Origin of the sequence: Rhizorhabdus sp. (assembly GCF_018006725.1) — a bacterium.
Classification (GTDB): Bacteria; Pseudomonadota; Alphaproteobacteria; order Sphingomonadales; family Sphingomonadaceae; genus Rhizorhabdus.
The window spans coordinates 1-11,033 of record NZ_JAGMXV010000163.1; the positions used below are offsets into that span (position 1 = coordinate 1).

The window sequence follows — 11,033 nt, forward strand, 5'->3', positions numbered from 1 at the left end:
CGCTGATGCTGTTCATGGGCGTGATCGGCCTGCAGCTCTATCTGCGCCTGCGCCGCAGCAGGCGCTGACCGCCGGGACGGGCCTCAGCCGGCGATCCGGATGAGCCCCTCCTGCGCGACCGAGGCGACCACGCGGCCCGACCGGTCGAAGATCGTGCCGCGCCCGAGCGTCCGGGCGCCGCCCGCATAGGGGCTGTCCATCGCGTAGAGCAGCCACTCGTCGGCGCGGAAGGCCTGGTGGAACCAGATGGCATGATCAAGGCTGGCATCCTGCAAGTCGTGCGCCGACCAGCTGATGCCCAACGGCAGCAGACCGGTATGCATGATGTAGAGGTCTGAGGCGAAGGCCAGCATCCGCTGATGCTCGGCGGGATCGTCGCCCATCGGATCGCGCAGGCGGAACCAGAAGGCGCGCCGTGCCGGAGCCCGCGGCGGATCGATCGTCACGAAGGGTTCGACCGCGCGATAATCGATGCCGATGTCCCGGTCCCAGAAGACGGTCCGGTGCGGCGGCATGTGCGGCAGTGCGGCGGCGATGACCTCATCCTGCGGCACGATCGTCTCCGGATCGGGCACGTCCGGCATCACAGCGCCGTGCGAAGCGCCCTCCTCCGCCACATGGAAGGATGCGGACATGGTCAGTATTAGGGCGCCGTCCTGTCGCGCCTCGATCCGCCGCGCGGAGAAGCTGCGCCCGTCGGCGTCGCGCAGGACGGTGAAATCGATGGGCTGATCGGTGCGCCCGGCGCGGACGAAATAGGCGTGGCAACTATGCGCGAGTTTCTCGGCAGACACTGTCGACTGAGCTGCCGCCAGCGCCTGGGCGAGGACCTGCCCGCCATAAAGGCGGAACAGCGGACCGCCCGACGCGGGTGCGCGCAAGGCGCCGTCGGGTCCTTCGCCGAAGTCGAACAATTCCGAAAATCTGTGCCTCACGCGATGCCGCCCTGCCATTGTCGGGCCGACAGCCTTGGCAAAAGCCGCCGTCCGGGGGAAAGAGAAAAACGAACAGGAGAGTTGCCATGTCCGAACCCGCCACCTTCACCCCCGTGCGCCCGACGCGCTGCTTCGAGGATCTGGCGGTCGGCGAGCGGCGCATATCCGCGCCGCGCACCGTCACCCGCGAGGAGATGCTGGACTTCGCCCGGCAATGGGATCCGCAATGGTTTCACAGCGACGCCGAGCTCGCCACCCAGTCGGTGTTCGGCGAGGTGATCGCGTCGGGCATCCACGTCCTCGCGCTGTGGCGTCAGATGGACCACGAGATCAATTCGGACATCGATTTCGTCTGCGGCATCGGCTGGGACGATTTCCGGCTGAAGAAGGCGGTGCGCGCGGGCGACACGATCCACGTCACCTCCGAGATCGTCGAACTGCGCCCGTCCACCTCGCGCGACGACCGGGGCACCGCCATCACCCGCTATTCCGTGATCAACCAGCGCGGCGAGGAGGCAGTCAGTTTCACCAGCATCAACCTGGTCTATACGCGGTCCGGCCGGAACAGCCGCGAGGCGAGCGCATCGGCCTCGGCATAAGCCGCCGCCATCACCGGCTCGACCGCTTCGGGCGGGCCGAAGGTCGGCTTGACGTGGATCGTCTCGATATCGGTGACACCGATGAAGCCGAGCCAGCCGGTCAGGAAGGCGTGCTGATGGTCGAGCGCCGCCATGGGCCCACCGGGGCGGATGTCGAGCGCGCCCGAAGTGATCAGCACCGCCTTGCGGCCTGCCGCCAGCCCCTCGCCCTGCCCGTCGACCACGCGGAAACTCATGCCCGGCTGGGTGACGAGGTCGACATAATGTTTGAGCGGATAGGGAATGCCGAAATTCCACATCGGCACCGTCATCACCCAGCCGTCGAAGGACAGGAAATGCTCGATCAGCCGGCCGATCGCACCCCATTGCGCCTCGACCGACGGATCCACCGCCTCGCCAGCGATCAGCGCATAGCGCCCTTCGATCGTCACCCCGTCGAAGGCCGGAAGCTCGGCCTCGAACAGGTTGAGATATTCGACCTCGATGTCCGGACGCTGCGCGAGCAGCCGCTCGGCGACCATGTTCGAGCGCGAGCGGGGGCCGCGCGGGCTGGCGTCCAGGTGCAGTAGCTTAGGCATCGGGCAACTCCACCAATATGTCGTCGCCGTCGACGCTGACGGGGAAGACCGTGATCGGCTTGCGCGTCAGCGTGCCGTTGGGTTCACCGGTGCGCATGTCGAAGCGCACGCCGTGAAGCGGACAGAAGATGTGCGGTCCCTTCACCTTGCCGCCCTCGAGATGGGCGAGCGCGTGGCTGCACATATTCTCAACCGCGAACACACCGGCGGCGGTGCGGCAGAGCAGCACCGACCTGCCACAGGCGTCGAACGCCTTGTTGCCCCCTTCAGGGACATCCGCCAGGGCGGCAACGCGCTGCAGCGCCATCAGCGCCGCTGGTCGAAGCGCCGGCCGAGCAGCGCGGAGGCGATGTTGACCTTCTGGATATCGATCGCGCCACCGGCAATGCCCCAGCCCCAGCTGTCGCGCAGCCGGCGTTCCATCGGGAAATCCTTGGAATAGCCATAGGCGCCCATCAGCTGGACGGCGTCGCCCGCCACCTCGCGCGCGATCGAGTTGGCGAAGCATTTGGCGGTCGAACTGTCGAGGATCGACGGAAGGCCATCCTCGGCATTCGCCGCCGCGCGCCAGATCAGCAACCGGGCCGCGTCGACCTTCATGTGCATCTCGGCGAGCTTGAGCTGGACCGCCTGGAACTCGACGATCGGCTTGCCGAACTGGCGACGCTCCTGGACATAGGCGGTGACATCCTCGAGCGCGCCAGAGGCCTGGCCCAGCGCCATGGTGGCGTTGCCGCAGCGTTCGAGGTCGAAGGTCTCCATCAGCTTCTTGAAGCCGCCGGCCGGCACGACGATGTTGTCGAGCGGAATCTCGACATCGTCGAAATTGAGGTCGGCGGACGGCACCCCCCGGAAGCCCATCAGCTGCTCATTCGGCCCGAAGGTGAAGCCGGGGGTGTCCTTTTCGACCAGCACCGCGCCAATCGCCTTGGGCCCCGGATCGTCGGACAGGCGGCAATAGACCAGATAGGCGTCGGCATGGCCGCCACCAGAGCACCAGCGCTTGGTACCGTTGAGAACGAGCTTGTCGCCCTTGACCACACCCTTGGTTTTGAGGTCGGTCAAAGCGGAGCCGGCATCGGGCTCGGACATGCCGATCGCGACGACCATCTCACCCTTGCACACGGCGGGGACGATGCGCTGCTTGAGGCTGTCGGACGCGAAATGCTCGATCGCCCGGACCGGTCCGACCGAGGATTCGAAGATCGGGAAAGCGACCGCCGAGGAGATCTTGGCGAATTCCTCGAGGACGATCAGCGCTTCGAGATTGCCGAGGCCCAGGCCGCCGAGTTCGGCCGGCACGTTGATGCCGAGAAAGCCCATCTCGGCGAAGCGATGCACGAGCTCATGGCTCGGCGGCTTGTTGTCGCGCTCGCATTCGGCCGCGATGGCGGGCAGTTCGGCGCGCGCGAAGGTCCTAGCGGCCTCGCGCAGTTCCTCCTGCTCGGGCGTGAGCCTGAAATCCATGATAACCCCTCCCAGAAAAGTTCAGCGCGTGACCCAGTCGTGCAGCACCTGCTCGACCCGCGCGTCGGCCGGCACGCGATTCAGACCGATGCGACGGTCCAGTTCCTCGTGCCAGTGATAGATGCGCCGCTCCTGATAATTGAGCGGCATGCCCCGGAAGCCGTCGCTTTCCAGCGATTCCTGGATCTGCGGTGCATATTGAAGATCCTCGTAGAGAATCCGCGTCCAGTTATCGATCCGCGTTTCCCACATCGGATGCGGGTTGGCGGGATCGTGGTCCGGCCCGATCCAGCTCGACACGACGCGCGAGGTCTTGGGGCCGGTCGGCCAGAACTGCAGGATCGGGATGCCGCTGTCGGACGGCGGCATCACGAAATTGGGATAGATGTGATAGCTGACATTGTTGTTCGCCGGCAGGTCGGTGACCGTCGGGATCTTCGGCATCCCGATCGTGCCTGGATCCTTCCAGTCGGGACGCGCATTGGGCGTCACCATCCGGCTGTGCCCGTTCGGCCAAAGCGTCACGATCATGCCGCGATGGTCGAGGAAGCGGTCGACCGTCTTCTGGTGGATCGACTTGATGTGATAGACTTCGAGGAAGGCGTCGAGCAGCACCTTGACGTTGCAGCCGACGTCGTAGCTGCGGCTGTCGACCAGCCGCAGGCTGTCGAGCTGGAACTGGTCGAGCTCCTTCGCCATCGGACCGATATGGTCGAGCAGCGGCTGCGCGTCGGGATCCTCGTTGACGAAGATCAGGCTGCCAAGCCGCTCGCAACGGACAGGGATCAGCGAGCGGCAGGAAAAGTCGAGATCGACGAAATCGCGCCGGTCGCGCACCGCCGTCAGCTTGCCGTCGAGCGTGTAGCTCCAGCCATGATAGCCGCAAACGAAGCCGCGCGACTCGCCGGCCTCCTCGGTGACCAGCGGCGCGCCGCGATGCTGACAGGTATTGTAGAAGGCCCGGATCTCACCACCGAGGTCACGGACGATGATGATCGGTGAACCGGTGTTGCGGGTCAGGAACCAGCTGCCGGGATTGGGCGCCTGATCGACATGGCCGGCATAGAGCCAGGCCTTCTTCCACATCTGGTCCTTCTCGAGGGCGAGAAACTCGGGATCGACATAGCGCTTGCCGGGAATGTCCGGCAGGCTGGGGAAGCCCTCGGGTGTCGCCTTGCGGCCCCGTTCGAAGTCCATCCGTGCGTAATCTTCCACCGCACTGCCGCGACTGATACCGTCCATCGATCCTGTCCCGTCGGTCCTTGTGATCTCTCGATTGACTCGCCCTAACACAGCTGCGCATAAAAACAATCATGAATGATTTTTTGTTGGCCGATGCTTCGCTCTCGCTGCACCATCTGACGGTGCTCGACGCGACCCCGCTGGAGCTCATCCAGATCGCGGGCACGCTGCGCTGCGACCATGTCTGCCTGTTCACCCATGTGCCCGAAGAGGGCCGGCAGATGTTCCCGAGCGTCGGCCGGGCGGATATCCCCGTGGTGCGCGAGGCACTCGACCGGGCCGGCGTGTCTCTCTGCAACATCGAGTTCTTTCCGATCGACGGCAAGCCTGACTATTCGGCGTTCGAGGAAGCGCTGGCGGTGGGACAGGCGCTGGGCGCGACCAAGGCTACGGTGCACGTCCACGGACTGGATGACGACGAGGCGGTCCGCTGGCTGCGCGACTTCTGCGACCGCGCGGCACCGTTCGGCATCGTCCCGGGCCTGGAGCCCAATGCTTTCTCGGCAGTGCGGTCGGTCGCCCATGCTGCGGCGCTTATCCGTCGGGTCGAGCGCGACAATCTGGCGATGGTGTGCGATGCGCTGCATCTGGGGCGGAGCGACGGCTCGGTCGCCGACGTGGCCGATGCGAGCACGCTGATCGGCTATTTTCAGATCTGCGACGGTCCGCTGGAGATCGCCGATGGCGACCGCTGGCACGAGGCGATCTTCGAACGCGGCATTCCGGGGACGGGGGCCTTCCCCTTGCGAGAGGCGCTGCCTCTGCTGCAGCCGGGCACGGTGATCGACGTCGAGGTACCGCAGAAGGCCGCGCGCAAAGCGGGTGTCACGGGCCTCGAACGAGCGCGGCGGGCGGTGGACGCAACGCGGTCGATTCTTGCATCGCTCGATCAGAAGGACGCAAGCCTGTGAGTTTTCAGCCGACGATCATCCAATATGCCTGGGTCGTACCCGACCTGATCGAAGCTGCGCAGCGCTGGCATGCTACCACGGGTATCGGGCCTTTCCTGGTCAACCGCGACCTGAAGCTCGACCAGCCGCGCTATCGCGGTGCGCCGTCGGCGACGCGCTTCTCGACCGCCGTCGCGCAACATGGCGACGTGCAGATCGAACTGGTCGAACAGCTCGACGACACCCGCTCGGCCTATCGCGACACGGTGCCTGCAGGGCAGACCGGCTTCCACCATGTCGCCTTCATCGCCGGGGATTACGACGCCGACCTTGCCCATTATGTCGATCAGGGTTTCGAAGTCGCGGCGGACGGCCTGTTCGGGCCGATGCGCTATGCCTATGTCGACACGTCCGCGACGCTCGGCCACATGATCGAGATCGTCGAAGACAAACCCGCGATCCGCGCTTTCTTCGGGGCCGTCCGCAAAGCCGCCGAGCGTTGGGACCGCGATCCGGCGACGCTTATCCGCGAGCTGGGGTAGGCGCGCGTCCCGCTCGGCGGGAACAACAATCTCGGGCGAGATTCGCGCCGCCCCCTCCCCCATCGTCATTCCCGCGAAGGCGGGAATCCACCGGCGAGCGAACGCCGAACCCGCAGACGTTACGCCCGGCGTCCTGCTGGATTCCCGCCTGCGCGGGAATGACGGAGAGGTGGGGGGACCGGCCACCCCCATTGGTGCGAAGACAGCGAGACACGCTGACGCGCCGATGCCCCTGGACTTCGCCTGGCAAGAACCAAGCGCGAATATCGCTACGCCGACGGCTCCAGCGCCTTCGCTTTGTCGAAGCCGAAGCTGCACCCATCGTCAACGATCTGCAGCAGCTCGACGACATTGCCGTCGCAGTCGCGGCCATAGGTCGCGCGCGTTGCCGCCGATCCGCCGGGCGGGCCGGTGAACTCCATGCCGAGCGCGGTCAGCCGCTCATATTCGGCGAAGACGTCATCGCAATAGAGGCACAGATGGATGATGCCATGGTCGCACATGCGGGGCCGCACCGCCTCGCCGCGCGGCGCCGCATATTCGAACACTTCGACATAGAGATTGCCGAGGCGGATCATCTGGTAGCGCGCCGCGCTGTCCTTCAGCCCCACCATCCGGTCGACCCGCTCGTTGCCGGCCTCCCACCCACCGCCACCGCAGCGCTCGAAGCCGAACCAGCGTTCGTAATGATCGACGAAGCGGTCGATGTCGGGCGTCGACACTGCCAGATGGTGGACGCCTCGGATCATGACTTGGCAGCCGCTGCTGCCGCACGCGCAGCCATCACCGCGTCGACGATCTCGGCATTGCGCGGGTTGCGGCGCAGGGTGACGCCACCATTCACCTGCAAAGTCTGGCCGGTCATGAAGCAGGCATCGGACACCAGCCAGGCAACCGCCTCGGCGATGTCGTCGCTCGTCCCGACCCGTCCCAGCGGATATTCCTTGGCAAAGGTCTCGATGATCGCCGGGTTGCGTCCAGCCTTCGCGGTCATCGGCGTGACGGTGAAGCCGGGCGCCACCGAATTGGCCCGGATGCCGCGATGGCCGAACTCGTTGGCGATGCAGCGGATGACATGATCGGCGCCGGCCTTGGTGCCCATATAGGCGGCGTGATCCTCGAGCATGATCGTCGCTGTCGCCGAGCTGATCTGCACCAGCGACCCGCCGTCGCGCATTACCCGCAACATCGCCTGGTAGAACAGGATCGCGCCAGTGAACTGGAGCGCAGTCATGCGCTCGATCTCTTCCTTGGTCGTTTCGAGGAAGGGCTTGAGCAGGCCCCAGCCGGTCGCGTTGACCGCGATGTCGACCCCGCCGAACCGCTCTACCGCTGCCTGGCCCAGCCGCGCGAGATCGGCCTCGCTGGTCAGGTCGCACTGCGCGACGGCAAGCCCGTCCAGTTCCTCCGCCAGTTCGGCCAACGGTTCCGGATCGCGCCCGGCGAGCACGAGTCGCGCTCCGTCCGCCGCCAGCCTGCGGGCGATCGACTGCGCCATATTTCCCCGCCCGGCGGCGCCCATGACGACCGCGACCTTGCCTTCCAGATTCGCCATTTCAGCTCTCCTCTCTGCGGCATTAAAAACAGGCATGACTGCCTTTTTCAATAGGCTGAGGTATCGCCTTCGTTCGACAAGGATGGCAGATTTGCTCGATATTACGTGGGAAATATCGTCGCCTGCTAAAAAAGACATTTGTGATTGTTTTATTTCCCGGCGATGATAAGCCTTGCTTGGAGGAGCCTGAAAAATCGATGGATGCCAATCGCCCAGAGGCCGCGACGAACGGCCATGTACGCCCGGATCCCAACGACCCATCCCGCCCGAAGCGCGGCCTGGTGACGGAACAACTCGCGACGCAGGAGACGGTGTTCCGATCCGATCTGCTCGCCGGGCACCGCATATTAATCACTGGCGGCGGCAGCGGCATGGGCAAGGCGACCGCCTTTCTCGCCACGCGCCTGGGCGCCGATGTCGCGATCTGCGGCCGTAGCCCCGAGAAGCTCGAAACCGTCCAGCGCGAGATCAAGGAGGCCACCGGCCGCGAGATCATGACCGCGTCGATGACGATCCGCGACCCCGAGGCCTGCGAGGCGCTGATCGCCGAGGTCTATGAGCGGTTCGGCGGCCTCGACACGCTGGTCAACAATGCCGGCGGCCAGTTTCCGCAGAACGCGATCGAGTTCAGCCGCAAGGGCTGGCTGGCCGTCATCGACACCAATCTCAACGGCACCTGGTGGATGATGCAGGAGGCCGCGAAGCGCTGGCGCGACAGCGGCACGCCCGGCCATGTCATCAACATCGTCGCCAATGTCGAGCGCGGCATGCCGCAGGCGGCGCACACCTGCGCAGCGCGCGCCGGGGTCATTTATCTGTCGAAGACGCTGGCGACCGAATGGGCGCCGTTCAAGGTTCGCGTCAACTGCATCGGCCCCGGCGTGATCGAGACCGAGGGCTTCGGCGTCTATCCGGAAGAGGCGCTCGTCCGCTTCCACAAGGCCAACCCGATGAAGGTTCGCGGCAATGCCTGGGACGTGGCCGAGGCAATCGCCTATCTCGCCTCGCCCGCAGGCCGTTTCATCAACGGCGATCTGATGATCATCGACGGCGGCCAGGCGCAGTGGGGCGTCGTGTGGCCGGGCGGCATGCCCGATTATTTCGCGGAAAATGGCGCGGCCTGAAGGCCGGCCGACGATGGAGAGATTGATGGCACAGGATCGTGGCGGCCGCGTGGCCGGCAAGGTGGCGCTGGTCACCGGCGGCGGATCGGGGCTGGGCAAAGCCGATTGCGAGGCGCTGGCCCGCGAGGGTGCGACCGTCGTCGTGACCGACGTGAAGCTCGAACCCGCGCAGAAGGTCGCCGACGCGATCGGCAACGGCGCGGTGGCGATGGTCCTCGATGTCGCCTCCGAAGAACAGTGGATCGCCACGATCAAGGCGATCGAGGACCGCTTTGGCCGACTCGACATCCTCGTCAACAATGCGGGCGTGGTGCTGTCGGCCGATGTCGAAGGCACGACGCTCGAGCAGTTCCGTTTCGTCAACGCAGTGATGAACGAAGGCGTCTTCCTCGGCTGCAAATATGCGATCCCGCTGATGAACCGCAACGATGGCGGCTCGATCATCAACATGTCGTCGACCGGCGCGCTGCTCGGCTATCCGATCTTCTTCGCCTATTCGGCCGCCAAGGGCGCGGTTCGGTCGATGACCAAGTCGATCGCGGTGATGTGCCAGGAAAAAGGCTACAAGATCCGCTGCAATTCGGTTCACCCCGGCGCGATCGAGACGCCGATGGTGCAGGAAGCCGAAGGCCGGATCGGCCAGGTTCAGGCCGTGGCGACCGGCGTGCTGCCGCCCGGCGCCAAGGGGGCGCCCGAAGACGTCGCGGCGATGGTGCTGTTCCTCGCGTCGGACGAATCGCGTTTCGTCAACGGTGCCGAACTCGTCGTCGACAATGGCGTGACGATCCGTCCCTTCTGATCTGCCCTGCGCCCGGCTGCGTTCAGGCGCCGCCGAGGATATTGATCGTGAAGGCCAGCACGCCGATGTTGAAGATGAAGGCGGCGAAGCAGTGGGTGACCGCCACCCGCCGCATGTGCCGCCCGCTCATCTCGACGTCGGATGTCTGGAAGGTCATCCCCAGCGTGAAGGCGAAATAGACGAAGTCCCAATAGTCGGGATCGTCGTTGCCCGGAAAATCGAGCCCGCGCGCATCGCCTCCGTCCGCCTGGCTGTAATAGAGATGCGCATAGTGCAGCGCATAGATCATGTTGCTGAACAGCCAGGCGAGCAGCAGCGTGACGATCACCAGCGCGGTGCCGCTGGCATGAAGATCGCCCTTGCGGCCGAGTTCGAAGCCGACGGCCACCAAGATCGTCGTGCAGACCGTCCCGGTAATCGCCAGCAGCATCACCCTGTTGGCATCGTTGCGTTCGGCCGCGTCGCGCATCGCTGGCGGATCCTTGGCGAGCAGCGGAACGACCGACAGCAGGAACAGCCCCGCCCCCGCATCAAAGCCGACCAACGCCGCCCGCGACCAGCCCAGCCCGTCGAACGCCACCCAGAAGACCGCTGCCGACAGCAGCAGAAAAGCGAGGAAGCGCGGTGGGGCGACATGATGGCCGAGCGCGAGGCGGAGCGACATGGACGACCTTCTAGCGCCGCGGGGACCGCGCGGCTATGGCCCTCCCCATGGCTTGGATATTGCTCATTGTCGGCGGCTGCTTCGAAGTCGGCTTCACCACCTGCCTGCGCTTCGTCGACGGCTTCCGCAACATCCCCTGGACGATCGCCTTCCTCGTCTCGGTCACGCTGTCCATGGGTCTGCTCGAGCTGTCGAGCCGGTCGATCCCGATGGGCACGGCCTATGCGGTGTGGACCGGCATCGGGGCGATCGGTACCGTAATCGTCGGGATGATCTGGTTCGGCGAACCCGCGACCAGCGTCCGCATCCTGCTGCTGCTGACGATCGTCGCCTGCATCGCCGGACTCAAATTCGTCGCCCACTGAGCAGAGTCCGGCGAACCCTTGCCAGCCACGGCCGCCCGCTGGCATGCGGGGAGGAATGCGGCGATCACTCGTCCGCGCGTCAGGAGTGTCATGCGTTATTATCTCGATACCGAGTTCAACGGCTTCGGCGGCGACCTGCTGAGCCTGGCTCTGGTGCCCGAATATGGGGACCAGGACTATTATGTCGTGATCCCCACCGACGCACCCTATCATCCCTGGGTCGAGAAGCATGTCGTCCCCTATCTCGAATCGGTGCCCCACACGCTGTACAAC

The 11,033-nt window shown here is 65.3% G+C and carries 14 protein-coding genes and 1 pseudogene; 7 read left to right on the forward strand and 8 right to left on the reverse strand.

Annotated features, from left to right (window positions below):
* Window positions 1–83: 83 nt before the first annotated feature.
* On the reverse strand, window positions 84–935 hold the full coding sequence (locus KAY22_RS19000) for an acyl-CoA thioesterase II (protein WP_296624846.1): 852 nt from the start codon (window positions 933–935) through the stop codon (window positions 84–86).
* Window positions 936–1,021: 86 nt separating this feature from the next.
* Here KAY22_RS19000 and KAY22_RS19005 point away from each other — a divergent pair, with 86 nt between their 5' ends.
* Window positions 1,022–1,534, forward strand: coding sequence for a MaoC family dehydratase (locus KAY22_RS19005; RefSeq protein WP_296624847.1), 513 nt, complete (start codon window positions 1,022–1,024; stop codon window positions 1,532–1,534).
* Here KAY22_RS19005 and KAY22_RS19010 read toward each other — a convergent pair.
* Genes KAY22_RS19010 through KAY22_RS19025 form a run of 4 tightly spaced genes read right to left on the reverse strand, consistent with a single transcriptional unit; the run spans window position 1,480 to window position 4,821 of the window.
* Window positions 1,480–2,112, reverse strand: coding sequence for an NAD(P)H-dependent oxidoreductase (locus tag KAY22_RS19010; RefSeq protein WP_296624848.1), 633 nt, complete (start codon window positions 2,110–2,112; stop codon window positions 1,480–1,482). The genes KAY22_RS19005 and KAY22_RS19010 overlap by 55 nt on opposite strands.
* Window positions 2,105–2,419 (reverse strand): Rieske 2Fe-2S domain-containing protein, encoded by a 315-nt coding sequence (locus KAY22_RS19015; RefSeq protein ID WP_296624849.1) that lies wholly within the window; start codon window positions 2,417–2,419, stop codon window positions 2,105–2,107. The genes KAY22_RS19010 and KAY22_RS19015 overlap by 8 nt, the downstream gene beginning before the upstream one ends.
* Window positions 2,419–3,579, reverse strand: coding sequence for an acyl-CoA dehydrogenase family protein (locus KAY22_RS19020; protein WP_165323791.1), 1,161 nt, complete (start codon window positions 3,577–3,579; stop codon window positions 2,419–2,421). Before KAY22_RS19020 ends, KAY22_RS19015 begins: the two co-directional genes overlap by 1 nt.
* 21 nt (window positions 3,580–3,600) lie before the next feature.
* Complete coding sequence (locus KAY22_RS19025) at window positions 3,601–4,821, reverse strand: aromatic ring-hydroxylating dioxygenase subunit alpha (RefSeq protein WP_296624850.1); 1,221 nt, start codon at window positions 4,819–4,821, stop codon at window positions 3,601–3,603.
* Between the two features lie 71 nt (window positions 4,822–4,892).
* Between KAY22_RS19025 and KAY22_RS19030 the strand changes: the two genes are divergently transcribed.
* Window positions 4,893–5,732, forward strand: a complete 840-nt coding sequence (locus KAY22_RS19030; RefSeq protein WP_296624851.1) for a TIM barrel protein — start codon at window positions 4,893–4,895, stop codon at window positions 5,730–5,732.
* The gene (locus tag KAY22_RS19035; RefSeq protein ID WP_296624852.1) at window positions 5,729–6,253 is read left to right on the forward strand and encodes a VOC family protein; all 525 of its coding nucleotides are present in this window, start codon (window positions 5,729–5,731) and stop codon (window positions 6,251–6,253) included. Before KAY22_RS19030 ends, KAY22_RS19035 begins: the two co-directional genes overlap by 4 nt.
* Before the next feature lie 269 nt (window positions 6,254–6,522).
* Here KAY22_RS19035 and KAY22_RS19040 read toward each other — a convergent pair whose 3' ends face one another.
* Both KAY22_RS19040 and KAY22_RS19045 read right to left on the reverse strand, forming a co-directional pair.
* Window positions 6,523–7,002, reverse strand: coding sequence for a VOC family protein (locus KAY22_RS19040; protein ID WP_296624853.1), 480 nt, complete (start codon window positions 7,000–7,002; stop codon window positions 6,523–6,525).
* Window positions 6,999–7,808 carry an SDR family oxidoreductase gene (locus KAY22_RS19045; RefSeq protein ID WP_296624855.1) on the reverse strand — a complete coding sequence of 270 codons (810 nt, stop codon included), beginning with the start codon at window positions 7,806–7,808 and terminating at the stop codon, window positions 6,999–7,001. Before KAY22_RS19045 ends, KAY22_RS19040 begins: the two co-directional genes overlap by 4 nt.
* Window positions 7,809–8,089: 281 nt before the next feature.
* Here KAY22_RS19045 and KAY22_RS19050 point away from each other — a divergent pair, with 281 nt between their 5' ends.
* Window positions 8,090–8,932, forward strand: coding sequence for an SDR family oxidoreductase (locus KAY22_RS19050; protein WP_296624856.1), 843 nt, complete (start codon window positions 8,090–8,092; stop codon window positions 8,930–8,932).
* Between the two features lie 25 nt (window positions 8,933–8,957).
* On the forward strand, window positions 8,958–9,731 hold the full coding sequence (locus KAY22_RS19055) for an SDR family oxidoreductase (protein ID WP_296624857.1): 774 nt from the start codon (window positions 8,958–8,960) through the stop codon (window positions 9,729–9,731).
* A gap of 22 nt (window positions 9,732–9,753) precedes the next feature.
* On the opposite strand, the gene KAY22_RS19060 is transcribed toward KAY22_RS19055, so the two are convergent.
* Complete coding sequence (locus tag KAY22_RS19060; RefSeq protein ID WP_296624858.1) at window positions 9,754–10,395, reverse strand: DUF1345 domain-containing protein; 642 nt, start codon at window positions 10,393–10,395, stop codon at window positions 9,754–9,756.
* A gap of 47 nt (window positions 10,396–10,442) precedes the next feature.
* Between KAY22_RS19060 and KAY22_RS19065 the strand changes: the two genes are divergently transcribed.
* Window positions 10,443–10,760 carry a multidrug efflux SMR transporter gene (locus KAY22_RS19065; RefSeq protein ID WP_296624859.1) on the forward strand — a complete coding sequence of 106 codons (318 nt, stop codon included), beginning with the start codon at window positions 10,443–10,445 and terminating at the stop codon, window positions 10,758–10,760.
* A gap of 90 nt (window positions 10,761–10,850) precedes the next feature.
* Window positions 10,851–11,033: pseudogene (locus KAY22_RS19070) on the forward strand (hypothetical protein); the annotation flags it as partial.